Annotated in this window: 18 protein-coding genes; 6 read left to right on the top strand and 12 right to left on the bottom strand. The window is 56.0% G+C overall.

Features of this window, described 5'->3' with window-relative positions:
* Positions 1–39: 39 nt before the first annotated feature.
* From Pla52o_RS21000 to Pla52o_RS21035, 8 genes are all read right to left on the bottom strand, one after another.
* Positions 40–492, bottom strand: a complete 453-nt coding sequence (locus Pla52o_RS21000; protein WP_146596579.1) for a hypothetical protein — start codon at positions 490–492, stop codon at positions 40–42.
* A gap of 160 nt (positions 493–652) precedes the next feature.
* On the bottom strand, positions 653–1,639 hold the full coding sequence (locus tag Pla52o_RS21005; protein ID WP_146596580.1) for a DUF1559 domain-containing protein: 987 nt from the start codon (positions 1,637–1,639) through the stop codon (positions 653–655).
* 700 nt (positions 1,640–2,339) lie between these two features.
* Positions 2,340–2,792 (bottom strand): DUF4198 domain-containing protein, encoded by a 453-nt coding sequence (locus Pla52o_RS21010; RefSeq protein WP_146596581.1) that lies wholly within the window; start codon positions 2,790–2,792, stop codon positions 2,340–2,342.
* Positions 2,793–2,868: 76 nt separating this feature from the next.
* On the bottom strand, positions 2,869–3,858 hold the full coding sequence (locus tag Pla52o_RS21015; RefSeq protein ID WP_197169410.1) for a DUF1559 domain-containing protein: 990 nt from the start codon (positions 3,856–3,858) through the stop codon (positions 2,869–2,871).
* 548 nt (positions 3,859–4,406) lie between these two features.
* The gene (locus Pla52o_RS21020; RefSeq protein ID WP_146596583.1) at positions 4,407–4,859 is read right to left on the bottom strand and encodes a hypothetical protein; all 453 of its coding nucleotides are present in this window, start codon (positions 4,857–4,859) and stop codon (positions 4,407–4,409) included.
* 74 nt (positions 4,860–4,933) lie between these two features.
* Positions 4,934–5,917 carry a DUF1559 domain-containing protein gene (locus Pla52o_RS21025; RefSeq protein WP_146596584.1) on the bottom strand — a complete coding sequence of 328 codons (984 nt, stop codon included), beginning with the start codon at positions 5,915–5,917 and terminating at the stop codon, positions 4,934–4,936.
* Between the two features lie 521 nt (positions 5,918–6,438).
* Positions 6,439–7,662, bottom strand: coding sequence for an outer membrane protein assembly factor BamB family protein (locus tag Pla52o_RS21030; protein WP_146596585.1), 1,224 nt, complete (start codon positions 7,660–7,662; stop codon positions 6,439–6,441).
* Between the two features lie 33 nt (positions 7,663–7,695).
* Positions 7,696–8,850 (bottom strand): DNA alkylation repair protein, encoded by a 1,155-nt coding sequence (locus Pla52o_RS21035; protein ID WP_146596586.1) that lies wholly within the window; start codon positions 8,848–8,850, stop codon positions 7,696–7,698.
* A gap of 492 nt (positions 8,851–9,342) precedes the next feature.
* On the opposite strand from Pla52o_RS21035, the gene Pla52o_RS21040 reads away from it, so the two are divergent.
* The gene (locus tag Pla52o_RS21040) at positions 9,343–10,143 is read left to right on the top strand and encodes a phosphoribosylformylglycinamidine synthase subunit PurQ (protein ID WP_146596587.1); all 801 of its coding nucleotides are present in this window, start codon (positions 9,343–9,345) and stop codon (positions 10,141–10,143) included.
* Positions 10,144–10,214: 71 nt separating this feature from the next.
* Here the strand turns inward: Pla52o_RS21040 and Pla52o_RS21045 are convergent, their stop codons facing one another.
* Positions 10,215–10,649 (bottom strand): thiol-disulfide oxidoreductase DCC family protein, encoded by a 435-nt coding sequence (locus Pla52o_RS21045; RefSeq protein WP_146596588.1) that lies wholly within the window; start codon positions 10,647–10,649, stop codon positions 10,215–10,217.
* A 106-nt stretch (positions 10,650–10,755) separates the two neighbouring features.
* Here Pla52o_RS21045 and Pla52o_RS21050 point away from each other — a divergent pair, with 106 nt between their 5' ends.
* A complete protein-coding gene (locus Pla52o_RS21050; RefSeq protein ID WP_146596589.1) occupies positions 10,756–12,408 on the top strand; it encodes a hypothetical protein in 1,653 nt (550 codons plus the stop codon).
* 422 nt (positions 12,409–12,830) lie between these two features.
* Here Pla52o_RS21050 and Pla52o_RS21055 read toward each other — a convergent pair whose 3' ends face one another.
* Complete coding sequence (locus Pla52o_RS21055; RefSeq protein WP_146596590.1) at positions 12,831–15,629, bottom strand: 2-oxoglutarate dehydrogenase E1 component; 2,799 nt, start codon at positions 15,627–15,629, stop codon at positions 12,831–12,833.
* Positions 15,630–15,988: 359 nt separating this feature from the next.
* Here Pla52o_RS21055 and Pla52o_RS21060 point away from each other — a divergent pair, with 359 nt between their 5' ends.
* The 3 genes from Pla52o_RS21060 to dusB all read left to right on the top strand — a co-directional run bounded on the left by Pla52o_RS21060 (position 15,989) and on the right by dusB (position 20,444).
* Entirely contained in the window at positions 15,989–17,773 is a 1,785-nt protein-coding gene (locus Pla52o_RS21060) for an ABC-F family ATP-binding cassette domain-containing protein (RefSeq protein ID WP_146596591.1), read from the top strand.
* A 407-nt stretch (positions 17,774–18,180) separates the two neighbouring features.
* Positions 18,181–19,227, top strand: coding sequence for a transporter (locus Pla52o_RS21065; protein WP_231612528.1), 1,047 nt, complete (start codon positions 18,181–18,183; stop codon positions 19,225–19,227).
* A gap of 203 nt (positions 19,228–19,430) precedes the next feature.
* On the top strand, positions 19,431–20,444 hold the full coding sequence (gene dusB / locus Pla52o_RS21070) for a tRNA dihydrouridine synthase DusB (protein ID WP_146596592.1): 1,014 nt from the start codon (positions 19,431–19,433) through the stop codon (positions 20,442–20,444).
* Positions 20,445–20,605: 161 nt separating this feature from the next.
* On the opposite strand, the gene Pla52o_RS21075 is transcribed toward dusB, so the two are convergent.
* Both Pla52o_RS21075 and Pla52o_RS21080 read right to left on the bottom strand, forming a co-directional pair.
* Positions 20,606–21,886: an alkaline phosphatase family protein gene (locus tag Pla52o_RS21075; RefSeq protein ID WP_146596593.1), complete on the bottom strand. Its 1,281-nt coding sequence runs from the start codon at positions 21,884–21,886 to the stop codon at positions 20,606–20,608.
* Between the two features lie 22 nt (positions 21,887–21,908).
* On the bottom strand, positions 21,909–23,618 hold the full coding sequence (locus Pla52o_RS21080; protein WP_231612529.1) for an alanine/glycine:cation symporter family protein: 1,710 nt from the start codon (positions 23,616–23,618) through the stop codon (positions 21,909–21,911).
* A 405-nt stretch (positions 23,619–24,023) separates the two neighbouring features.
* Between Pla52o_RS21080 and Pla52o_RS21085 the strand changes: the two genes are divergently transcribed.
* A complete protein-coding gene (locus Pla52o_RS21085) occupies positions 24,024–24,998 on the top strand; it encodes a glycosyltransferase family 2 protein (RefSeq protein ID WP_146596594.1) in 975 nt (324 codons plus the stop codon).
* Positions 24,999–25,148: the final 150 nt, after the last annotated feature.

The raw sequence follows: 25,148 nt of genomic DNA on the forward strand, positions 1-25,148 counted from the left end.
GGGAGCTTATCCCCAAATGGAGTTGCCGATTAGATGCGATTACTGAAGCTTCAAGTCGAAGCTCAAGTTGTCGGTGCCGCCCGCAGGAACGGTGACCGATTCGGGGGAAGTGCCGGGGTCACTGTAAGTTTGGGGGAGTTGGTTGACCGCACCAACATTCGCTGGCATCTGGCCCTCCGGGACCGGGGAGCCGTCAGGCAGCGTCCATCGTTCAAACAGCACCGCGTATTGGCCCACAGGCGCACCGCTCACCGACTGCGACACCTTGACGGTGAACTTACCCTCGGCGTCGGTTTGACCCTGCGGTATGAGTCGTTTCCCTTCACCGGAATGTCGAAATAAGGTCACGGTGATGCCCTCGGTCGGCTTGCCCGCGATGGTAACCGTTCCAGAAACAGGCACCAATCCAATCGTCTCTCCGCTGCATCCCGCAAAGGAGACGATGATGAAAGCCGTCAGTCCGAGCGAGCCAAGGCAAAAGAACTTCGACATGAAAGCCTCATGGGTTAAGGGAGGAGAAGGGGAAGGATTTCGCACACTCCAAGGTGCCGCGTTTACTGGTTCCCAGACGCGAGCCAAGGAACCAGAACGAAACGCAAATCAACCCGTGGAAGGTAACCACAGAAAACGAGCGAGATTGCCTTGAATCAGCTCAGAACTCCGGGACGACCTGGCCATCGGAGATATAGGCGAGTCGCTGTTGCGTGACGAGATCGATCGAATCGGTCAGGAAGTGAACCGAGCCGTCGCCAAAGGTAAACTGGGCTCCTGCGGGATGCAGGCTGCCCGGCGTCGACCAGTCGGCTAGCTTATAGGGAACCGGCGGGGTGGTAGACCAGAGGTTGTCATTGATGCCTTGATAGTAAGCCGCATCGACTCCCTGGCCGACCCACTTGGAATAGCCCCAGGTGGTTCCCGTGCCATTGACGACGTTTCGAATCGTCTCACAAATTGCGATCGAATTGCTGGTGCCGTCTAAGATGTCCCGCATCCGGGATTGATCCATGTGTCCGAACATGCGGCGGGTTGATTGAGCCGTGCCGCTCCAGGTGTTGGCACTGTTGTACGTTCTCTCCGCGTTGAAATCGTAATTCGTGAAGGCGCCTAGTAACGTCGTCGTTCCGGGCGAAATGGAGTAATGAACACTACTGTTGGACGAGTAGTGGGTCGGATTGGGGTCCGAAGGGCAGAGGAAAGCGGGAATGGAGGTACTCACGACAACGTCGTTGGCATTGCCAGCCTCGCCTGGCTTGGGACCACCAAGGGTGTTCGTCGAACTGACTGTGCAGCTACTCGACGCCAGACTGAAGTCAAATGCTTCGTAGAGCGCAGCCTGCTCGATGAATGGCAACAACATCTGCCAACCGCGATGATTGCGAACGTTGCCCACACCTGGCTTGGCCGATCCCGATTCAATCGGGCCACTGGCAACCACCGAGGGTGGAAACTTTTGGTGCGTGTCGTGGTAGTTATGGAGCGCCAAACCCAGCTGTTTCATGTTGTTGCTGCACGACATTCGGCGGGCTGCTTCGCGGGCGGCCTGTACCGCTGGTAACAGCAATCCGACCAAGACTCCGATGATGGCGATCACCACCAATAATTCAACGAGCGTAAAGCCCATTTTTGAACGACGACTCATGAGATCTTTCTCTGAAGTAAGAAAAATGGAAAAAAGCGAACGGGTATGAAAGCCCTCGGATAGCCGAAAGATTGGGGCCTTTGGTTGAGGTCGTGAGTGTGAAAAAAAACACTCGAGCTGGGTGGGGCTTTGGTTTAGCTCTGTAGGTGCAGGAGTGCAATGTAGTGGGGCGGGAATCAAGAAGCAACAAAAGACAGCATCATTTTCGAGACCCAATGGTGATTTGTAGCACCCTAGGGTGATCTCATGCCGCCTAAGTTCCCGTACCCTTCGGATGCAGCTCTGCAATCGAGCGTGGACGAAAAGGGGAGCGATAAGCCGGTCGGCACCCGCAGCGTGCAGGCGGTCTAGAGCATTTTGACAAACGTCGTGGGGTTGAATCTGTAGCTACGTTCGCCAGAACGTGGGCCAACGTCTAGGACGAATCGACGCATGACGCCACCCACCAAGACGTCTAGCATCTTTGGTGAGAGCGTGATCTTTGCATTGTCGATCCCATGCCAACGGAGTCCATGCATGCTTCGCCCTCAACGCATCGAAGCAGTGATGCATCAATCAGCTGGCAAAACCTAAACCGGTAAACACAATCAGCCGAAGAACGCTAACGTCCGGTAGTGGTTAACCGTGAGCCAGTGTTCTTCGGCTGATCAAACCGAAAATGGAGTGCTTATCCCCAAGCGGATCTGCCGAGCCGATGCGATTACTTGAGCTTCAAATCGAAGCTCAAGTTGTCGGCGCCGTCCGCCGCAATCGTAACCGTTTCGGGGGAAGTGCTTGGGTCAGTGTAGCGCTGTGGGATTTGGTTGACCGCACCGGAATCGGCCGGCGTCTGGCCCTCCGGGATCGGAGAACCATCGGGCAGTGTCCACCGTTCAAACAGCGCAGTGTATTGTCCTACTGGCGCTCCGCTCTCGGTCTCAGAGACCTTGAGCGTGAACTTACCCTCGGCATCGCTTTTGCCATACGGAAAGTGCTGCTTGCCCTCACCGGATTGCCGCAGCAAGGTCACGGTGATGCCCTCGGTCGGCTTACCTGCGACCGTGACGGTTCCCGAAACAGGCACCAATTCAACATCGGTACCTCCACTGCATCCCGTCAAAGCGACGGTGAACGCCGCCAGCGCGAGGGAGCCTAAACAGAAAAACTTTGACATGAAAAATCGATGGAGGGTAGTTGAGTGAGAGGGGAAATGAATCGCCAACGAGAGCGGCGGTCTTGAAAGGATGAACTTAATACTCCGGGATGACCTGGCCATCGGAGATGTAAGTCAGCCGTTGTAGCGTGGTTAGATCGATCGAATCGGTTAGAAAGTGAACCGAACCATCGCCAAAGGTAAACTGCGCGCCTCCGGTGTGCAGGCTGCCCGACGTCTCATACGACCCTAGCTTGTAGGGAAGCAGCGGATTGGTTGAGTATCTTAGGTAGTTGATCCCGTACGTGTAGCTCGGATCCACTCCGTTGCCGACCCACTTGGCATAGCCCCAGGTTTGAGGGATGCCATCCCATTGGTTTCGAATCGTTTCGGCAATCGCGATCGAATTGCTTGTGCCGTCCAAGACGTCTCGCATCTTGGATTGACTATCCATTCCAAACATGCGGCGGGTTGACTGAGCAGTGCCGCTCCACACATCGCTGGAGGCAAGTACTCTTGCACTACTGAAATCGTAATTTGTGTAGGCACCTTGCAGCGTTGTTGCGCTCGAAATGCGATACGCAGCGTGAGTCGAGGTGGTGTTAGTTGGGTTGGGGTCCGACGGGCACAGGAAAGCGGGCACGACGGTGCTGACGACAATGTGGTTAGCATTGCCAGCCGCGCCAGGCTCAGGACCACTAATGGAATTAGAATTAGCTGGAGAGCTATAGGTGCAGCCGCTCGCCGCCAGACTGAAGTCAAATGCTTCGTAAAGCGCAGCCTGTTCGATGAATGGCAACAGCATCGTCCAACCGCGATGATTGCGAGCTTTTAGCGGGCCTGGGACTGCCGTTCCCGATGCCATCGATCCAGAAGCGGACACTGACGGCGGAAACTTTTGGTGCGTATCGTGGTAGTTATGTAGCGCCAACCCCAACTGTTTCATGTTGTTGCTGCACGACATTCGGCGGGCTGCTTCACGGGCGGCCTGTACCGCCGGCAACAGCAACCCGACCAAGACTCCGATGATGGCGATCACCACCAATAATTCAACGAGCGTAAAGCCCATTTTCGAACGACGACTCATGAGATCTTTCTCTAAATGAGGTAACTGAAAGAAAGGAAATGAACACTTATGGAAACCGTCAGAAATCCGAAGGTATTTAGCGTTTGATTGAGATCGCCAGTGCGGAAGAGGGCACTGGCAGAGAAGAAGGGAGGAGGGGGGCAGTATGGCTCTGTGGCGCCAGAGAGGCGATGATAGAGAGTGGGTAGTCAAAAAGCAATAAATTTCCCTGCAAATTTTAGATTTGACTGCGGGAAACGGCACATTGAGGTGAAGGACGAGCGGCGAATGGTGAATGGTGAATAACGCCACCTGCCAAGCGTCTAGCATCTTTGGTGAGAGCGTGATCTTTGCATTGTCGATCCCTCGACAACGGAGTCCATGCATGCTTCGCCCTCAACGCATCGAAGCAGTGATGCATCAATCAGCTGGCAAAACCTAAACCGGTAAACACAATCAGCCGAAGAACGCTAACGTCCGGCAGTGGTTAACCGTGAGCCAGTGTTCTTCGGCTGATCAAACCGAAAATGGAGTGCTTATCCCCAAGCGGATCTACCGAGTAGGTGCGATTATTTGAGCTTCAGGTCGAAGCTCAAGTTGTCGGCGCCGTCCGCCGCAATCGTAACCGTTTCGGGGGAAGTGCTCGGGTCAGTGTAGCGCTGCGGGATTTGGTTGACCGCACCGGAATCGGCCGGCGTCTGGCCCTCCGGGATCGGAGAACCATCGGGCAGTGTCCACCGTTCAAACAGCACCGCGTATTGACCCACAGGCGCGCCGCTCTCGGTTGGCGACACTTTGGTGGTGAACTTTCCCTCGGCGTCGGTTTGACCCTGCGGTATAAGTCGTTTCCCCTCTCCGGATTGTCGAAATAAGGTCACGGTGATGCCCTCGGTCGGCTTGCCATCGACGGTGACGGTGCCCGAAACAGGCACCAATTCAACATCGGTGCCTCCGCTGCACCCGGCAAAAGAGACGATGAAAGCCGCCAGCGTGAGCGAGCCTAAACAGATGAACTTTGGCATGAAAAACTGATGGGGTTGAGTTGAGTGAGAGGGGATGAATCGCCAACGAAAACGACGGCTTTGGATAACGGAGCTCAATACTCCGGGACAACCTGTCCGTCGGCGATGTAGTCGAGTCGGCGGAGCGTGACGATGTCGATCGAATCGGTCAGAAAGTGAACCGAACCATCGCCAAAGGTATATTGAGCACCTCCGGGATGCAGACTGCCCGACGTCATGTACGTCGCTAATCTGTAAGGGAGTAGCGGAGTGCTTGCGTCTGTTTTGTGATTGATTCCGAAGTAAGACACACTCACTCCGTGGCCGACCCACTTGTTGTAGCCCCAGGTTGCCGATTCGCCATTTCTAGTATTTCGAAGCGTCTCCGCAATCGCGATTGAATTGCTGGTGCCATCTAAGACGTCTCGCATTCGGGATTGATCATTCATCCCGAACATACTTCGGGTGCTCAGCGATAGGTCGCTCCATTTGCCGGTAGAGCTGTAGAAATAGTTAACGCTGAAGTCGTAATTCGTGAAGGCGCCTTGCCGCGTCGTCGTCCCGTCCGAGATGGAGTACGCTGAGTGGCCTGCTGTGTAGTGGGTCGGATTGGGGTCCGACGGGCACAGGAAAGCGGGAACCGAGGTGCTCACGGCAATGTCGTTGGCATTGCCAGCCTCACCAGGCTTGGGACCATCGATGGTATTACCACCACCACCATAAACACAGCCGCTCGATGCCACGCTGAAGTCAAATGACTCGTAGAGCGCTGCTTGCTCGATGAATGGCAACAACATCGTCCAACCGCGATGGTTACGAGTTTGCCCGAGAGCTGGTTTGGCCGTTCCCCCGGTCATCGATCCACTTGCGACCCCCGAAGGCGGAAACTTTTGGTGCGTGTCGTGGTAATTGTGCAGTGCCAGTCCCAGCTGTTTCATGTTGTTGCTGCACGACATTCGGCGGGCTGCTTCACGGGCGGCTTGTACCGCCGGCAACAGCAATCCGACCAAGACTCCGATGATGGCGATCACCACTAATAATTCAACGAGTGTAAAACCCGTTTTCGAACGACGACTCATGAGATCTTTCTCCGAATGAGGTAATAGAAAAAAAGAAAAAGCGAGCAGGTATGGAAACCGTCGGAAAACCGAAAAAATCAGGCGTCTTGATTAAGAGCGGTGAGCGTAGGGATTGGAGGGGGTGGTTGGTTAGTTCTTCAGGTGTAGGGTGGCGATTTTAAGGGATCGCGGATCCAGAAGCAACAAATTACGGCACAATTCCGAGGCAATCATGGTGCTTGGTGCCACACGATGGCGGTTAGATGAGGTTTGGATTTCCGTAGTTAGTCTTTGCTTTTGCCGATCGAGGCGGTGGCAGAGGGACGCCAAGTCGGTTGAAAACCGCAGGGGACGGGCGGTCCAGAGCAATTTGAAAAACGACGTGGGATTCAGACGTGGGATTCAAGTGGTAGCTGCGTTCGCCAGCGCGTACGCCACCGCGAACACGACGGTAGCGACATCAGAAATGAAAATGCTCTAATGCCGCTGGCGAAACGTCGATTCGAGGTATCGGTCGGTTGCGGTCCATGTCGTTCAGCGTGTCATTTTTGCGGCAGTTTTACCGAGACGAGCCGGCCTCGGGCGTTGCGAGCATAGACGTGACCATCAAGCAGCACCGGGACGGTCCAGCAGCGACCTTGGAGGATTTCGGCTCGCGCGAGTTCTCGATAGGCGTCGCCCGTTGCCTCGGCGATCACGAGTTGGCCATCCTCACTGAGCAGGATCAGTTTGCCATCGGCAATCATCAGCGAACCGCAGCCGAGCCCACGCTGCTGCCACAGTACCTCTCCGGTCTTGTGATCCATACAAACCAGTTGCACGACGCGGCCGAGATTCGAGTTGCCATCGAATCCATACAGCTTTCCTTGATACAAGATGCTGTTGTTGAAGTGGTTTCGCATCTCGCGGTTGTCATAGATCAGTTCAAGTTTCCCGTCGCTGAGTCGAAACAAACCGCAACCGACCCCGTAGCCCGTCGAGACAAAGATGGTGTCATCCTTGACGATTGGGGTGGTTGAGTTGGTGCGAAACGGAGACGGCCAAGGGAACGCATCGACTTGTTTGCCGTCGCTGGCATTCGTGACGCGCAAGCCATCGGAGTCGAGTGTGGCCAGCAGCGGTTTGTCGTCGGCGTGAATCACCGCAGCGGCACCGTAACCCGCCGTGTGCTTGGGCGACTTCCAATTCAATTCACCGTTGAGTTTGTTGTAAGAAACGATCCGTCCGCCTTGCAGGATGAGTTGGTCACCCAGGATCGTCGCCGAGCTATTGAAACCCCATTCGGGCAGGTCAACATCAAGGTCCTCTTGCAAGTTGCGTTGCCAGACGATCTCGCCGGTGGCGGTACGGAAACAATACAGTTGTCCCTCTTTGCCAAGCGAAAAAACATGCTCGCCATCAATCATGGGTGTGGATCCCGGTCCGCCTTCGTACAGATTATCGACCAACTCCGAGGGATAGGTGTGGCTCCAAATCGTTTTGCCGGTGTTTTGGTTCAAACAGAACACCGTTTCCTTGCCGTCTTGGTGCCCCATCGTGAATAGTCGTCCGTCGGCGATCGAAACGCTGCTAAAGCCGATGCCAATTTCACGTTCCCAAGCGAGCGACAGTCCCGCTTCGGGCCAATCGGTGGACCAACCGGATTCGTTCGAGATTCCGCTGCGGTCATTGCCCAGCCACTGAGTCCACGAACGGTCTGCGGCAGTCGCGGTGAGGGCAGCGCCGCTCAACAAAATCAGTGCAATGGCAAAGGGAATGCGAAACATCGTGGCTCTACGGAACAAGGGGTGAAGGGAACGCTAAAAGTTACGCTGCAGCAATTGGAACGACTCAGTGCCGAAGGGGTTTCCGTTGATCTGCAATGTGACGTGGTGCACGCCCGGATAAAGGGTGTAAGTGGTGGCGCCATCTCGCAGAGGGTGACGCTTCTTGATTGTAATCGTTTCCCCCTTCCGAACACGCAGCTGTTTGAGTTTGTGAACTTTGGGCGATCGTGTGCCATTGGCTTTCACGAAATCGATCACATAGTCAATCAGGAGCGGTTCGTTTTGCAGCCCTGAAACTTCAAAAGAAAATTCAATGGTTTGACCGGGGCGAACTTCGGCCGTGTGGATCCGAAAGTCGGAAACCGTGACCTTGGGATTGGGTTGGAAACCGAGTAACGCGAGGGCACCACGGTGGCCTTGTTTGACAAGCGTTCGCAACGCGTGCTTGCACATCCACTGCAGCTCGGATGGGTCTTGCTGGGCAAGCTGACGCCATTGTTTCAGCGTGTCGAGGACGAGATCGGGGTGCGTCTTGGCAATGTCGTTGAGGTGATTGGAAACCGAGCGAGTGACATAGCGGGTGGGGTCCGTGTGCAGTGTGTTCAATAGCGGAATCGCCGTTGCGGTGTCGAGCGACAAGCGACCCGACCAAGGCAAACGCGGGCGTGTTCCTTCGCTAACTAGGCGTCGAACATGATAGTTTCGATCGGTGGACCATTTTTCGAGAGTGCTTAGCGTCGCGCTGGGATGGGTGTTCAGAAAGGCACGAATCGCATCCTCCATCGAGAAACGCTGGGTGATCGCCTTGAGCGTCCTCAGCGATAACGCGAGGTGGCGTTTTTCGAGTCCATTGCGAACGACATATTCTCCCAGAGGAGCGAAAATGAAGTCGCCAAAGTCATCGTCACGCTTCGTCGGATCCAACGGGGGTGGCAGTGCTTGGACCATTTGTTTTGCAGCAACTTTGTAGTCCGCGGCAAGGTAGTTCTCCAGCGTGCTAGCGATATGAACGATTCGTTCTTTGAGCCCCAGTGGTTGGAGTCGGAACATCGTTGCTGCGACAAAGCCCGACGCGTCAAAGGAAGGGTCTGCAGCGGAAAAACAGGAGGCGAGGTACTGAACGCGATCTTCGTTGAAGAGTTGATCCTTCAGACTGAAGCCTGTGCTTTTCTGCGGTGGCGTTGTCATCGGCGGGGCTTTGGGTGGCTGGATTCTTGTTGGGCCCACTGGATTCTTGTTGAGCCCAGTCGATTTTTGTTGGGCCCAGTCGAATTTTTGTTGGGCCCAGTGAAGCGGCGCTGAAAGCGGCATTTTAACAGCTCCGCCGGCACAGGGTTCCGTCCGTTGTCTGCGTGACGCTCGGCAATCGCACGAGACGGATCGAAGGAAGGTGTCGTGGTTGGTGGGGCGATCGCGTTTGGGTTGTTGGGTTCAGGTGTCAGCCAATCAGGCATCTCCTGCTCACTGTCAGGCCCTCGTCTGCTCAAACGCGGGCTCTTTTTTGAACGAGCGTGACGAAGACGGGGAAAGGCCGCGAAGTTCGGGGGGCGGTAGCGAACTCGCGAGGCTCCGTAATCTGCGTTCGTTGACGTGGTTCTCAAGTTCGGTCTGGGTGTCTAAACTTCGCACTAGACGTTCGTCATTTGGCTGTTTTTTCGCCGTTTTACCCCTGAATTGATCATGCCTCAACCTCGTGTTTTGGTCCTCCGCGCTCCCGGCACCAACTGTGATGAAGAAACCGCGTTTGCGTTTGAGCAGGCCGGTGCCATCGCCGAACGCGTGCATGTCAACCGCTTGATCGAGAATCCTGCGTTGAAGGATCGGTACCAGGTGTTGTGTTTGCCGGGGGGGTTCAGTTACGGCGACGATATTGCCGCCGGCCGAATTTTAGCGACGAAGCTGCGTCAGCATTTATCGGATCTCGTTGACACCTTTGTGCATGGCAATGGGGATCGTTTGGTGCTGGGGATTTGCAATGGCATGCAAGTCTTGATGCGTTTAGGCGTTTTGACCGAGGGGCTGCCGTCGCCCGTCGACGCCCCGGCAACGCTGAGCTGGAACGACCACGGCCGCTTTGAAGATCGCTGGGTCCATTTGGCTGTCGATAAAACCCCCTGCGTTTTCTTGAAAGGGATCGAGCGAATGTACTTGCCAATGGCACATGCCGAGGGCAAGTTTGTCGCCGCCAGCGCGGAGGTCTTGGAAACGATGCAAGGAGAGGGACGATTGGCGCTCCGTTATGCCGATGGTGAGCAGGGAGCGATCGATAACAACGTGCTGCCGTTTCCCCTGAATCCAAACGGAGCGGATGCCAACATTGCGGGCGTTTGCGATGCGACGGGGCGTGTGTTTGGTTTAATGCCGCATCCCGAACGGCATATCGAAGCGACTCAGCATCCGTTTTGGACGCGTCGTAGCGAGCAGCCTGAGTTTGGTGACGGAATGGCGATGTTTAAAAACGCCGTCGATTGGTTTGCGTAAGGCGAGTCTTTTCACCAGTTTTTACCAGGGCGGGCCGTTGCACCGAGTCGGGCCTCAGGCTTGGCTCGCTGTTACGGCTTGAAGTGAATCTCGCAGGCATCGTTCTCGCACGATTTTCCAGCTAGCTTGTAACGTCGTTTTGCGACCTCGTTATACATCCATCGCCACAGCGTTGCCGTGCCGGGAATGTGAAGGATCGGGGCAGCGAGCCACAGCATCGGTAGCCGCCGGGTGAGATAACGCACCGCGTCGGCACCCCCGTGGCGTCGGTCGTGCGAGTCGATCACGTACATTTGCTTCATCAGATCGTCGTGCTTCAGATCGGGATACCGCTCGGCGACCCGTTGATCGTGGAGGGAGAGGAACGCCAAGCGGGGTCCCCCCACGTCGAGTCGACGCAGGTTCGACACTTGCGCTGTACAGAAGTTACAGTGCCCGTCGTAGATGACGACGTCCGCCCCAGGGGTCTCGTCCGGGTCCGGCAATTTTGGCGTGTTTTTAGGCATTCGGGACTCGAGTGGAGTGCGGAAAGCGGCGTTTCGCTCTCATTTTAGGCTGCCCGATGCGCTATACTATGGGGCAGTGCATCATCCAAGGCAGGGAATAACGATTATGAGCGAAATCCAAACGCGTGTCTCTAGTGCCCGTCGGCGGCTGGTCCTAGCCCAATTTGGTCATAATCTTTGCTGGACGCTGTTCGTTGCAATCTTGGTTGCCATCGTCGCGATTGCGCTGCCAGCGATCTGGGTGATGGAAGTCGATTTTGATGTTTGGGCCAATGCGTGGTTGATCGGCGCAGGCGTGATGGCGGTTTTGGCTGCGGCGGTGCATGCGGTCGCGACCGCGCCGTCAGTTCAATCGGTTGCCGCCGAAGTCGATCGTCGATTTGGGCTTCGCGAGCGTTTGAGCAGTTCGATCAGCTTGGATGCCGTCTCACGTGAAAGCGATTTTGGATTGGCGTTGGTCCGTGATGCCGAAAAGCAAGCGGCCAAGATCGCGGTGGCTCAGCGGTTTTCGCTTCAGCCGACCCGATTGGGATGGTTGCCGATTTCGCTGGTGCCGGTTTTGGCAATCGTTTTGCTGTTGGTCGAGCCTGCCGAGAGTGTTAGCGCCACCGCTGCGAAGACGGATATCGCCGAGATCACGCAAGTGAAAACGGCAACAACTCAATTGAAAAAGCGAATTCAGCAGCAAAAACGCAAGGCCGTGGCCGAGGGGTTAAAGGAAGCCGAGGCGTTGTTTGAAAAGATGGAGGTCGATCTCGATAAGATTTCCAAACGCGAAAGCATGGATCGTAAAGAGGCGATGATCGCGTTAAATGACTTGAAAAAGCAGCTCGAAGAGCGTCGCGAGCAACTCGGGTCGCCTGATCAAATGCGTCGTGCAATGTCGCAAATGAAGGGGCTCGAGTCAGGGCCTGCGGACAAGGTCGCCAAGTCAATTGAGAAGGGCGAGTTCGGTAACGCCAAGGATCTGGTCAAGCAGCTCGCCGAGAAGATGCGCGATGGCAAGTTGTCCGAGCAGGAGAAGTCGCAGCTGAAAAAACAAGTAGAGCAAATGAAGCAGCAGCTCGAGAAGGCGGTCCAGGATCATCAAAAGAAAAAGCAGGAGATGGAGCAAAAGATTGAGCAGGCTCGGAAAGAGGGGCGAGGCGAGGAGGCGGCGAAGATGCAGCAAAAACTAAATGAAATGAGCCAAAAAGACGGTCAAATGCAGCAGATGCAAAAGATGGCCGAGGCGATGGCTCAGGCACAGCAGGCGATGCAGCAGGGAGACGCCGGCCAGGCCGCCGATGCAATGCAGCAGATGGCGGACCAGCTGGGTGAGATGCAGCAAGAGATGTCGGAGCTAGAGGATTTGCAGTCGGCGCTCGATGATCTTTCGCAATCGAAGAACCAGATGCGTTGTGAAGGATGTGGCGGTGCGGGCTGCGGAAAATGCCAGGGCATGGGCATGGGTATGGGAGACGGGGCAGGGCAGGGCAATGGTCTCGGCAAGGGCAGCGGATTTGGCGATCGGCCCGAAGCGGAGGAGGACACCAATACCTACGAATCGCAGGTTCGCGGCCAGGTCAAAAAGGGCAAGGCCATTATCGCTGGGTTTGCCGATGGCCCAAACCGGAAAGGGGTCACCCAGGAGGACGTCAAGCAGTCGATCGAGGCGGCGATTTCCAAGGAAAGCGATCCTGCGGAAAATCAGACGCTACCGCGCGCCGAACGTGAGCATGCTCAGCAGTACTTTGACCGCTTGCGTGACGGCCGTTAACTCGATGCCATCTAATTTGACACGAGGGCATTTTGGAAAATGACGTGGGGTGCAAACCGTAGCTGCGTTCGCAAGAACGCGGTCCACCGTTGGGCGACACGTGTTACATCAAAATCAAAAATGCTCTAGCCGTTTTTTGTAGCGGCGCGGAGCCACGCCCGGTTGCTGCCGAGTAAAACGTTCGGGAAACGCTGGGCGAAGCCCCACGCTGTAGCGTTATGCAGGCAGGAGTCTTCGGTAGTTAGCCACGGTTCAACCGGTTCAAGCGGGGCTAACGTCCAAGCGGCTAATGGGATTTCACCCAATCCTTCCTGCCTCCCTGCTTAGAAGGGGCACCCAGTTAGTTCCTGCAAACGAACGGCATTGGACTTTTCCCGTTCGCTTGCAGAGGGTTGGGTGGCAGTGGCCTATCGAGCAGCGGCCTATCGAGCAGCGAACGCGGCGTCGAGCAATTCCGCTTGTTCGATCTTGTGAGCCGCCATGCTGCCGGTGCTCGGGCTGGCTGACTCGTCTCGCGAGACGACCGAAAACTTGTACTTCTCGGCCAGCATGTCCCCGAAGTTCAGTTTGATGTAGGGCCAAGCGCCCATGTTCGTCGGCTCGTCTTGGACCCAGCGAATGTCGGTGCCGGGAGCGAGACCGTCGATTGCCAACGTCAGTTCGTCCGAAGAAAGCGGGTAGAGTTGTTCAACCCGGATGATCGCAACGTCTTGAAGCTCGCGTTTTTCGCGTGCTTCGAGAAGATCGTAGTAGATCTTTCCGGTGCACATCAGCAATTGCTTGCAGCTTGCCAGCGGCGTTTTCTCGTCGGTGAGGATTTTATGAAATTGGCCACTGGCCACTTCTTCCAACGGGCTGACGACGAGCGGGTGACGAAGGAGGCTTTTGGGTGACAACAGGATCAACGGCTTGCGCCACTTGCGAAGCACTTGCCGACGCAGCAGGTGAAAGAGTTGCGCCGGAGTCGTTGGTTGGCAAACTTGGATGTTGTGCTCCGCGCTCATGGCAAGGAAGCGTTCGATTCGCGCGCTGCAATGCTCGGGCCCTTGCCCTTCGAAGCCGTGCGGGAGCAGCATCACCAGACCGCTGAGCCGATTCCATTTGTCCTCGGCACTGGCGATGAATTGGTCGACGATGACTTGGGCACAGTTCCAGAAGTCACCGAACTGTGCTTCCCATGCACACAATCCATCGGGGCGATCGAGGGAGTAGCCGTATTCGAACCCTAGTACGCCGGCTTCGCTAAGCGGGCTGTTGTAGAGTTCAACGCTAGCTTGATCGGCGCTGAGGTGTTCCAGTGGCGTGTACGTTTCGCCCGTCTTGGTGTCGTGAAGAACGGCGTGCCGATGGCTAAAGGTTCCTCGCTGGACATCTTGGCCGGTCATGCGGATCGGGTGCCCTTCGACCAAGAGGGTGGCAAACGCGGCGGCTTCGGCACTCGCCCAATCGAGCGGTTTTTTGCCTTGCGCCATCTCGCGGCGCAAGGCCATCGGGCGTTTCAGCTTCTTGTTTGCCGCAAATCCTTCGGGAAGGCGGGTTAGCGAGTCAAGGATTTCGCTTAGCCGCGCTTGATCGAAGCGGGTGTCGGTGGTTTCGGCTGGTTCGACGCCACCAAAGTACTCGGACCAATTCGCGGCGAGCGTTTGGGTGTCCGGAACAAAGGGTTCGTTCTTGCTCGCTTCGAACTCGCTTTCGAGTTTCTCGGTTCGCTTTTGTTGAATCTCTTTGCCCTCTTCCTCGCTGATCTCACCAATTTCGATCAAACGATTGAGGTATTGTTCGCGGACGCTCGCGCGGCGATCAATTTCGGTGTACATCCGCGGTTGAGTGAACCGGGGTTCGTCCCCTTCGTTGTGTCCCCAGCGACGGTAGGCATACAGATCGATCACGACATCGCGGTGGAATTCTTTGCGGAAATCCATCGCGAGTGAGACCACTTGGGCAACCGCTTCGGGGTCTTCGCCGTTAACGTGGAAGATCGGGATTTGCAGCATCTTTGCGATATCGGTCGCGTAGGTGGTGCTGCGTCCTTGGCGAGGTTCGGTGGTAAAGCCGACTTGGTTGTTGATGACGATGTGAAGCGTTCCGCCGGTGCGGTAGCCCTCGAGTTCGCTGAGGTTGAGGGTTTCCTGGACAATGCCTTCGCCCGCAAACGCAGCATCGCCGTGGATCAGGATCGTCATGACCTCTTGGCGTTTGGTGTCTTTGCGATGGTCTTGTTTACATCGGCATCGTCCCAGGGCGACGGTGTTGACGTATTCGAGATGGCTAGGGTTGAAGCACAGCGAGATGTGGATTTTCTCGCCCGTGGCGGTGACCCAATCGCTGCTGTATCCAAGGTGATAGCGAACGTCCCCTCCGCCGCGGCTGAGTTCGGGATCAGGGTCGTCGAACGACCAGAAAATGTTCATCGCACGTTTTTTCAGGATGTTCGCCATCACGTTCAAACGGCCGCGATGAGCCATTCCCATGACGACTTCCTTGACCTGATGCTGGCCAGCTTTTTCAAGCGCCAAATCGAGCATCGGGATCAAGCTTTCGGCGCCTTCGAGCGAGAACGTTTTCGCACCGACGAATTTCCGCCGCACGAATTCCTCGAAAATCGATGCATCGGCGAGTCGAGCGTAGATTCGACGCTGGACTTGATGAGACAATTCGAGGTGATTTTCAGTCGACTCCATCCGTTTCTGCAGCCAATCGCGAATGTTGCGATTGTCGATGTGCATGAATTGGGCACCGATGCTGCGGCAATAGGTGTTTTGCAGCTTCGCTAGGATCGCATGCAACGTGCCGCCGCTGACATTCTCCAACGCACTGCTATCGAGCGGACGCTGTAGGTCTTGGTCCGAAATGCCGTAGAGCTCAGGGCTCAGTTCTGGAGAGTCGGATTTCAAGATCCCCAACGGGTCGAGTTTCGCGACCAAGTGACCGCGGACGCGGTATTCGCGGACGAGTTGATTGACCCGGTCTTGGATCCGCGACATCCAAATGGATTGATCGGTCGCTTCATCCCCGGTCGACCCACGACGATCGCGAGGTTCAGCCACGCGGTCCGCGGTGCTCTCGCCCGAAGTGAGGTCTCCGTTCTTTTTGAACGAACTCTTGTTCGTGACAACAAGAAATTGTTCAAAATATTGACGCCAAGTATCCGAGACGCTGGAAGGGTCCCGAACGTACTGGACATACAAGTCGTCGATGTAGTCCAAGCTATAGCTGTTCATAGCGGCAAGTTCGCCGTTTGGTTGCGGAAGGGCAGGGGAGGGCAGGGGAGTGCGATTCTGCGGCTCGCATCCTACCAAAATCGATGGTTGTCTTTAACCTTCAGAATTTAGAATATCGTCCGCTAGGTTCCTAGTGGTTGTAAATGAGTTGTTGGGAATGTTGATCCCAGGCAGGGTTCTCTCCCCAGACGGGATTGATCACGCTACGCTCCTACTTTGGAATTTGCCGTCGGACTGATAAATTCCCAATCTTGCGGCCGTTATCGGGTCGCAAATTTTTGTGACGCAAGCAAATTGGGAAAATGGTTCGGTTTGCTCGCAATCGTAATGTCGTTGTTGCCCCAAATTATTTTTTGAACATGGCTGTACTGCTCCAACTCCGTGAAGCTCACAAACGATTTGGCGATCAAATCGTCCTTGAGGGGGCCGATGTCTCCTTGGTGGATGATGTGAAGGTCGGTTTTATCGGCAGAAATGGGGCGGGGAAATCGACCCTGATGCGAGTTTTGCTTGGCGAAGAAGAGCTCGAGCGAGGTGAGATTATCACCCACCCCACGCTCCGGATCGGCTACCTCCGCCAACATGATCCTTTTCAAGCCGGTGAATCCGCTCTCGATTTCTTAATGCGAGACAGCGGTCAGCCCGAGTGGCGGTGTGGCGAAGTCGCGGGCGAGTTTGAGCTCAAAGGAGCTTATCTGGAGGGGCCCGTGAAAGCGTTGTCGGGGGGGTGGCAAACCCGAGTGAAGTTGGCGGCCCTGCTGCTACATGATCCGAATTTGTTGATGCTCGATGAGCCGACGAACTTCTTGGATCTTCGCACCCAGATTCTGCTTGAGCACTTTTTGCGTGCGTTTAATAAGGCGGCTTTGATCGTCAGCCACGATCGCGAATTCCTGAAAGCCACCTGCTCGCAAACCCTCGAGCTTTCGCGTGGCAAGTTGACGATGTACACCGGCAAAATTGACGCCTACCTCGAGTATCGCGAGGAGCGTCGCGAGCACGACCGCCGCGTCAATGCCACCGTGATCGCAAAACAAAAGCAATTGCAACGCTTTATTGAGAAGAACCGTGCCAATGCGTCGACCGCCAGCCAAGCAAAGAGCAAGGCGAAGCAACTCGAACGGTTGCAGACCACCGAGATCGAACGCGATGAACCCACCGTGCACATGCGAGCCCCTCGGGTCGATCCCAAGCAAGGTACCGTGTTCCGCTGCACCGAGTTGGCGATCGGGTATCCCGATCACACCGTTGCGGACGGCATCACACTCGAAATCGAGCATGGGCAACGTGCGGCGATCGTTGGGGATAACGGGCAAGGCAAAACGACGCTGCTGCGTACCCTCGTGAACTCGCTCGATCCTGTGGCAGGGCAGATGAAGTGGGGGCATGGCGTCGAGATTGGTACCTACGCGCAACACGTTTACACGAGTTTAGACGAGCGGATGACCGTCATCGAGCATCTCGAATACAACTCGCTTCCGGGCACCACGCGACAAGAATTGTTGGCGATGGCCGGCGCGCTGTTGTTCCGCGATGATCAGATTCAAAAGAAGGTCAAAGTGCTCAGCGGGGGCGAGCGTGCGAGGCTCTGTATGGCCGGATTGCTGCTTAGTAACTCGAACGTTCTGGTGCTCGATGAGCCGGGGAACCACTTGGACGTGGAGACCGTCGAGGCGCTGGCCGGCGCGCTCGAGCTCTATCAAGGAACGGTTGTTTTCACCAGCCATGATCGTCACTTCATGCGACGCGTGGCGACTTGTGTGATCGAAGTGCGAGACGGCAGTGTGAAGAATCACTTTGGTGACTACGACAGCTACCTTGCTGCGATCGAAAAGGAGGTCGACGACAGTGAAGTGGCTCGTGGTAAAACTCCCGCGGCAAAGTCCGATAAGCCAGGAAAGGTCTCCGGCGAGAGTCAACGCCAAGGCCAACGCGATCAACGCAAAGCCGAGAAGGAACGGAAGAACGTCGAGAAGAAGATCGCTAAGTTGGATGACGAAAAGCGAGCGCTTAACGCCGACCTGTTGACCGAAACGGACCCCGATACCGCCGTCAAGCTGCATGCTCAGATCCAGGCGCTCGAGGTCGAGCTTTCCGAAGCCGAAGAACGCTGGGTCGAGCTCAGCGCCGATCAAGAGTGGTAGGTCGTCAGCGTCAACCGCTTCGTTAGCGCCCGCAGCTATCTGACTTTGCTAGCGGTACAGCGCAAGCCGTCCGGTTGCAGCGAGCAAAACGTTCGCAAAAGCAGCGGGCGGCCCCACGCCGGCCCCCTCGTGGAAGTAGCTGAAACCGCGTTGTTTCACGGCAGCGTTGTCGCTTTGGAATCGTTGTCGCGTCGGAATCGTTGTCGCGTCGGGTGCGTTGTCCAGCGCAAGGGGGGGGCTTTGGCCTTTGTCGTGGTCGGAAGCACGCGTGGTTTTGTAGCGGTGTTGTCGATTGTGGTAGCCAATGGCTTAATGCCGCACAAGGATGCTTGTAGGTACCGATTGAACCATTACCAGCCATAAGGATTGGTTCTCAATATGGTGTCACTTGCTAGGATGCGCTTCTGATGTTGCTGCGATTCGCTCTCGTTTGTTGTTCGTTGGCTAGCTCCGCTTGCTTGGCGACCGCTGACAATTTTGACCGTCGTGCGCTTGCTGATAAACATGCTCCGGCGGGCATCATGGGGGACCATCTCCATGGCAAGGGCGAATGGATGGTTGAGTACAAGTACATGAATATGTACATGGAAGACAACCGAATTGGTGAAAATACCGTTTCGGATGCGACGTCCCTCGGGACCGCGGTGCCCGTCGGACCGCCTGGGCCTGGGATCACGATTGATGGAGTGACCACCAATCGGGGCGCGACTCCGACCCAAATGACGATGGAAATGCACATGGCGCACATCATGTACGGGGCATCGGATGATGTCACGCTGTACACGATGGCGATGTTGCCGAGTATGACGATGGATCACACGCGGGCAAACGGTACCGATTTTACCACTCATAACAGTGGCTTTGGCGACATGGGCTTCGGAGCCCTGCTTCGGCTGTACAGTGATGAAAATGAAGATTGGATCTTCAACCTCGGGTGCTCGGTTCCGACAGGAGACATTTACCGCGAAACCTCCACGCCGACGGGATCCCCGACCGCGTTTCCCTACCCCATGCGGTTAGGGAGCGGGACGTTCAATGCTCGTCCTGGATTGACCTACAAACGCTACAGTGATTGGTACAGCTGGGGAGCCCAGTTTCAAACCGACCTGCCGATTGGAAAGAATTATCGCGGCTACAGCGTGGGGGATGAGTTCCGTTTCAATAGTTGGACGAGTGTGTTGTTGACCGACAACATTTCGGTTTCCTTGCGTGGTGAGCATCTTTGGCGTACCGAGTACGACGGTCATGACCCCGCCGCCAATGGCACTCTGATCAGCACCAATGTGGAACAGTTCCGTGGTGGCTATTGGTACAACCTCGGTTTGGGGGCTCAGTACCTCCGCAACGGTCATTACTTCAACACTGAAATCGTGCCCACCATTGGCCAGGACCTCAACGGCATCCAATTGGAAACCGACTTCGCCTTCATCGCAAGTTGGTCCAAGTCGTTCTAGCCTGTGTCGTTGATCGCAGTTTGTCGTTGATCGCTCCGCGATCATGACGTAATCCCATGGACGGTGGCGGCAAAGAATTTGTCGAGTTCATCATTCAGGCGATTCGCCTTGAGCACTTCTCTTTGTAAAGTGATAGGGATCGAGTCTGGACGGTGTGTCCAGGCGCTTTCGCCTCGATTCACTTTCAACTTCGCGCTGCGTCCATGATTTCTCCGCTAAAAATCGGCGACCTTGTCATCGATCCGCCGATCCTGCAGGCTCCGATGGCGGGGTTTACCAACGCCGCCTTTCGCCAAATCGTGCGTGATTTTGGTGGGGCGGGGTTGCTGGCCACCGAGATGGTCAACGCCCGTGGCTTCGTTTGGATGGATGAAAACGAGGCGGAGCACCCTGACCGATTGTGGGGAGTGGCCGAGGAGCCACGTCCCTTGGCGGTCCAGATCTGGGACAACGATCCGGCCACGATGGCGAAGGTGGGCAAGCGGTTGGTCGAAGAGTACCAGGTCAGTATCGTCGACATCAACTTCGGCTGTCCGGTTCGCCAGGTAACTCAAAAGGCCCACAGCGGAAGTTATCTGCTGCGTGACCCTCGCCGAATGTTTGACATCATCAGCCAATTGGTCGAGGCTTGTAGCCCTACTCCCGTTACTGCCAAGATTCGTCTCGGATGCACTCGCGACAACGTGAACTGTAACGAGGTGGCAAAGGTGGTCGAGGAAGCGGGGGCCGCGGCGCTGACGGTCCATGGTCGCACCGCTCAAGACATGTTTCGTGGCAACGCCGATTGGGAGACGATCAGCGAAATCAAAAGTCGTCTGAAGTCGATTCCGCTAATCGGCAACGGTGATCTTGATTCGGCTGAAAAGGTGGTCGCCGCCTTTGAAAAATACAACGTGGATGGCGTGATGATCGCCCGCGCTTGCCTCGGACGACCATGGTTGTTTGCGCAAGCCGCTGCGGCGCTGCGTGGCGAACCGATTCCCGCCGAACCGACGATGTCCGAGCAACGCGAGGTGATGCTGAAGCACTACCGCTTGGTGGTCAGCCGGTTTGGCGAAGAGAAAGGCACGGTGCTGATGCGCAAGTACGCTTGTTGCTATGCCCAAGGTAAACCGGGGGCGCGTCATTTCCGCTCGGGCGTTGCCCGCGTTGCTACGACGGAAGAATTCTACCAAATCGTCGATGAGCACTTTCCGATCGAGGCCGCGACGAATTAGAGCATTTTGAAGAATGTCGTGGGATTCAAGCCGTAGCTGCGTTGGCAAGAATGCGGCACACCGTCTGGCGACACTAGCGACCCCAGTTTTTTGCGTTGGCAAGCACTAGGCCGCCGCGAAGCGAAGCTCCGGCATGCGTCCGTGTGGAGCCCGCTTCGAAGCTATCCCCGTCGCAGTTGATTGACGTAGCTCGAGAACATTCGCATGTCGCTGGGCAATTCACCAGGACCCACGATCAGCGGTCCTTTTTCAGGCGAAGGATGCAGTCCGTGACTGCCGCGTACCAGCGTCGGGTCGAGTGGGATTACGTCCATCGAGTAGCGAAAGCCGAGCTTCTTGCGAACAAGTTTTCGGATCGCGCGAAACTTGCTGGTCATGAACAATTCACAGGGGTCGTAGCCTGGTTTGCGATGGATATCGACGGTGCGCGCAAAGTCGGGCGCCCGGTCGTCATCGAACCAATAGTAGTAGGCAAACCACGCATTGGGCTTAGCCAGTGCAATCAATTCGCCGCTGCGTGGGTGGTCGAGCTCGAGTTCTTCGGGGGCAACCACGCGATCGATTCCCGCGACCGATTCTAGTTTGGCTTTGACCTCGGGAATCAACTCGTGACGGTTGACATAGACGTGGGCGAGTTGGTGGTCGCAAACCGCAAATGCATCGCATTCGCCTGGAATCAACGTTTCGCCAAACGGCCCGTTGCGAACGCCGAGCCAACCCTCGGAGCGTAATTCGCGATTGATCATTACCGGTTGGTCTACGGGGACCAATCCATATTCGGACACCACCACCACCTGGGCGCCAATGGATTCCGCAGCATCGATCACGGTCTTGGCGCATTGGTCGACTTCGCGAACCCTTTGGAGATCAGGTTGCGAGTACCGCTGGAAGTCGTAATCCAGGTGCGGCAAGTAGACCATCGTCAACTCAGGTCGCTTCTCTCGCAATACCAACGCCGAAGCAGCGGCGATCCACTGGGAGCACGGTAGCCCTGCATTGGGCCCCCAGAATGTGAAGAACGGAAACGGGCCCAGCTTTGCCGTGAGGTCGCAATCGGTGTGGTCCAGGATGTCAAAGACCTTGGAGCCATCGCAACCGTAGTGCGGTTTTGGGGTCGCGCTATAGCGAACCCCCGAGGACTGGTTGAACCACCAGAACATCTTTGCCGTCTCGACGCCATCGTAAAACTTGGGGCCCTGGATCAGCGAATTGGCTTGTTGCCAAAAACGGATTTCTTGGGTGTCCCGGTAATACCAACCGTTGCCAACGATCCCGTGCTCACGCGGAGCGAGTCCCGTCAACATGGTCGCTTGCGACGTGGCGGTAACCGCCGGCAGCGGGCTTTTCCAAGCCGCTGATTTGCCAACCGCAGCGATGTTCGGCGCGTGCGTTAGCAGTTCGGGCGTCAATCCGACGACATTGATGATACAAACGCGATTCACAGTGGTTTTTCCCTTCGGGGGCCTATTTCATTCTCGGGAATTCGCCGTTTTGGTACTTCGTCCAATACGAATCGAGTTGTCGTTTGACAATCCCACTGAGCAGGAACACGCCGAGCAGATTAGGGAAGCTCATCCCTAGAATCATCAGATCGCTGAAAGCGAGAATGTTGCCTCGCGTGACGATCGAGCCGAGGACCGTGAACGATAGAAAGAGCAGTTTGTAGATGATCGACGTGCGAACGCCAAACAGTTGGACCCAGCAGCGTTCGCCATAGTACGACCAACTGATACAGGTGGAATAGGCAAACAGCACGACCGCTGCGAACAACACGTAGCGAAACCAATCGTGGCCACCGACGACAAACGCTTCGAGCGTGAGTCGGGCTCCCTGGTCGCTCGCGATCACCTCTTGCATGTTTGGCGCTTCGTAGACGCCTGTGACGACCACCACGAGTGCCGTGATGGTGCAGACCATGACGGTGTCGATAAAGGGTTCCAGGAGTGCCACGATTCCTTCGCTGACCGGTTCATCGGTCTTGGCGGCGGAGTGAGCGATGGCGGCCGATCCGATTCCTGCTTCATTACTGAATACAGCTCGTTTGATACCGATGACAAGGACGCCGAGGAAAGCACCGTAACCCGCTTGAAGTGAAAATGCCTCGCCGATAATCGTGCCGATCGCCGCAGGGACTTCCGTTGCGTTGACCGCCAAAATGTAGAGGGCGGCGATGACGTAGGCGGTACACATCAGCGGCACGATCTTGCCCGCGACCGCAGCGATACTTTTGATCCCGCCGATGATCACGACGCCCACGGCGACCGCCATGATCACGCCATAAATCCAAGGATGGGTTTGTAAGATATCTACATCCTCACGAATCACCTCGAGGGATTGGCCGACTTGAAAGGAGTTTCCGCCTCCGAAACTCGCTCCGATGCATAGCACTGCGAAAACCACCGCCAACACGCGGCCGAGCTTAGGCAATCCAATGTCTTTGAGGCCGTAGCGTAGGTAACGCATGGGGCCGCCCAGCACATGGCCATCTTCGTCGGTGACGCGATAGAGTTGACCGAGCGAACATTCGGTAAACTTGGCGGTCATTCCCAGCAGGCCTACCAGGACGATCCAGACGGTTGCACCGGGACCGCCGGTTCCAATCGCGATCGCCACACCCGCGATATTGCCTAGTCCCACCGTGGCTGAAAGCGCCGCAGCGAGGGCTTGGAAGTGGGTCACTTCGCCCGGTTCATCGGGTTTGTCATAGATGCCGCGAATCAGGTCGATCGCGTGTCGAAAGGCTCGGAAGTTGATGAAACGCATTCGCAGCGTCAAAAAGATACCGCCGGCGAATAGCCAAACCACGACAAAAGGAATGCTGACGCCCAGTCGCTCCTTTGTGCCAAAGTCATAAAAAATGACCATCTCCGCGTTAGCCACCACGTACTTGCCAAACGTCGCGTCGACTTGCTCCATCCATGTCAGTTCCGATTCGGCAGTCGTTTCCTCGCTGGGGGGGGCCTGTTCGGCAACCGATGCCTCGTTCGCGGGATCCGCGTTTTCGGTGACAGGATCCAGCGTTGCTGGAACTGCTTCCGAGGCCGTGTCTTGCCCCGTCACACGGGTCGGAGTGCCAAGGGTGCTCAGGGCAATGACCGCCCAGGCAAGGAGTGTGAATGACCGGATGGAAGGAGTCAGGCGGGCGAGGGGAGGGACAATAGCTGTTTTTGGCATCGCTGAGGACTCGTGGGAAAAACGTTCGCGTTCAGACCGACGGGCATGGATCAAAGCGCGAGGAAAGCGTAAGGCAGGCCTCGATGTGCCACGTCGCGAGCGATATCGTACCAAATTTCTCCGCCACGCGATTCCGCAATTCTCGGAGTCCAAGGCGATCAATCAAATCGAGTCCGCAGTATGTCAATTCGCGGGGCTCGGTTTATGGTGTCGGGAATGTCCGCTGCACTCCGGAAGGCCAGGCAGAGTAATCGAGAGGGCGGTCTGATTTCCGGCGACATTGTTTCTGGTGTCAAATTCTCTGCAACGCTTTTCCCGTTTCTATGTTTCCCATAGCATGAGTGGGTGGTGCACGCCAAATGCACGTGCTCTTTGTTTTGCCATTCCGACGGAGTCCTCTCGTTTATGCATCGCGATGATCAGCCTGAAGTCTCCGTGGTGATACCCGTCTATAATGCGTCAGCATATCTTGCTGAGGCAGTGGAAAGCGTCTTGAGGCAAACCTTTACCGATTGGGAGCTGGTCGCGGTCGACGATGGATCGTCCGACAATTCGCTGGAAATATTGCGGGGGTTTGAGTCGCAAGATTCACGCATCAAAGTACTGCCATTGACGCATCGTGGGATCGCAGGGACCCGCAACGCAGGGATTCATGCCGCGCAAGGTGAGTATCTCGCTGCCTTGGACAACGATGACATCATGTGTCCGCGGCGGCTGGAGGTCCAAGTGGATTTCATGCGAAAGCATCCTGATTTTGTTGCGGTGGGAGCAGCGGGACTACTCGTGGACGCCGATGGCGATCCGATCGCCGAGCGTTCATTCCCCAGCTCCAGTGAAGAAGTTGAATCGGAATTGCTCAAGGGACGCAACCCGTTGATGCAATCGGGCATGATGTTCCGCCGCGAAGCCATGCTTCGCGTAGGTGCCTATCAAGATGATCGCAACTTTGCCGAAGACTATGATCTGTTTTTGCGGTTGACTGAGATCGGGCGTATCGGAAATCTCAATGAAGTCTTAATGCGCCAGCGGCAGCATATCTCAAGAGCCAGCGCTGCGCATTATGCCGACCAGAACCGTGTCGTGATGTTGGCGCTACGGGACGCTTACGCTAGACGCGGTCTCACGCAATCGCTGCCCACCATCGAAGGTTCTTGGCATCCGACCACCGCCAGGGATTATCACATTCGTTGTGCCAGCGACGCTTGGGATGCCGGGAACATCACAACCGTGCGTAAGCACGCCGGGGCGCTTGTGCGTGAGCAAGCGTTTTCGCCGCGTGGTTGGGAGCTCTATGCCCGAACGATAATGGGACGAAATCTTTATCGTGGCGTAGCCCAATTTAAATCCTTCTTTCGACCGCTGAAAAAACTTTGCCGATAAGCGTGAGAGGCACTTGGCTTGGCTGGAATTGCCCACGAAAAGTTGACAGTGGGCCGGTCTTAACGGGAAGGTAAATGGTGCCTCCTGTGGATCAGGATTCACCGACGAATAACGGTTCTTCGATGGATTGCTCAAAGTCGATCGGACTCT

Source organism: Novipirellula galeiformis (genome assembly GCF_007860095.1).
Taxonomy (GTDB): Bacteria; Planctomycetota; Planctomycetia; order Pirellulales; family Pirellulaceae; genus Novipirellula; species Novipirellula galeiformis.

What these genes read in the sequence shown, in the direction of transcription:
- Pla52o_RS21000 (WP_146596579.1), bottom strand. Translation starts at nt 492, where the DNA reads ATGTCGAAGTTCTTTTGCCTTGGCTCGCTCGGACTGACGGCTTTCATC.
- Pla52o_RS21005 (WP_146596580.1), bottom strand. Translation starts at nt 1,639, where the DNA reads ATGAGTCGTCGTTCAAAAATGGGCTTTACGCTCGTTGAATTATTGGTG.
- Pla52o_RS21010 (WP_146596581.1), bottom strand. Translation starts at nt 2,792, where the DNA reads ATGTCAAAGTTTTTCTGTTTAGGCTCCCTCGCGCTGGCGGCGTTCACC.
- Pla52o_RS21015 (WP_197169410.1), bottom strand. Translation starts at nt 3,858, where the DNA reads ATGAGTCGTCGTTCGAAAATGGGCTTTACGCTCGTTGAATTATTGGTG.
- Pla52o_RS21020 (WP_146596583.1), bottom strand. Translation starts at nt 4,859, where the DNA reads ATGCCAAAGTTCATCTGTTTAGGCTCGCTCACGCTGGCGGCTTTCATC.
- Pla52o_RS21025 (WP_146596584.1), bottom strand. Translation starts at nt 5,917, where the DNA reads ATGAGTCGTCGTTCGAAAACGGGTTTTACACTCGTTGAATTATTAGTG.
- Pla52o_RS21030 (WP_146596585.1), bottom strand. Translation starts at nt 7,662, where the DNA reads ATGTTTCGCATTCCCTTTGCCATTGCACTGATTTTGTTGAGCGGCGCT.
- Pla52o_RS21035 (WP_146596586.1), bottom strand. Translation starts at nt 8,850, where the DNA reads ATGACAACGCCACCGCAGAAAAGCACAGGCTTCAGTCTGAAGGATCAA.
- Pla52o_RS21040 (WP_146596587.1), top strand. Translation starts at nt 9,343, where the DNA reads ATGCCTCAACCTCGTGTTTTGGTCCTCCGCGCTCCCGGCACCAACTGT.
- Pla52o_RS21045 (WP_146596588.1), bottom strand. Translation starts at nt 10,649, where the DNA reads ATGCCTAAAAACACGCCAAAATTGCCGGACCCGGACGAGACCCCTGGG.
- Pla52o_RS21050 (WP_146596589.1), top strand. Translation starts at nt 10,756, where the DNA reads ATGAGCGAAATCCAAACGCGTGTCTCTAGTGCCCGTCGGCGGCTGGTC.
- Pla52o_RS21055 (WP_146596590.1), bottom strand. Translation starts at nt 15,629, where the DNA reads ATGAACAGCTATAGCTTGGACTACATCGACGACTTGTATGTCCAGTAC.
- Pla52o_RS21060 (WP_146596591.1), top strand. Translation starts at nt 15,989, where the DNA reads ATGGCTGTACTGCTCCAACTCCGTGAAGCTCACAAACGATTTGGCGAT.
- Pla52o_RS21065 (WP_231612528.1), top strand. Translation starts at nt 18,181, where the DNA reads ATGTTGCTGCGATTCGCTCTCGTTTGTTGTTCGTTGGCTAGCTCCGCT.
- dusB (WP_146596592.1), top strand. Translation starts at nt 19,431, where the DNA reads ATGATTTCTCCGCTAAAAATCGGCGACCTTGTCATCGATCCGCCGATC.
- Pla52o_RS21080 (WP_231612529.1), bottom strand. Translation starts at nt 23,618, where the DNA reads ATGCCAAAAACAGCTATTGTCCCTCCCCTCGCCCGCCTGACTCCTTCC.
- Pla52o_RS21085 (WP_146596594.1), top strand. Translation starts at nt 24,024, where the DNA reads ATGCATCGCGATGATCAGCCTGAAGTCTCCGTGGTGATACCCGTCTAT.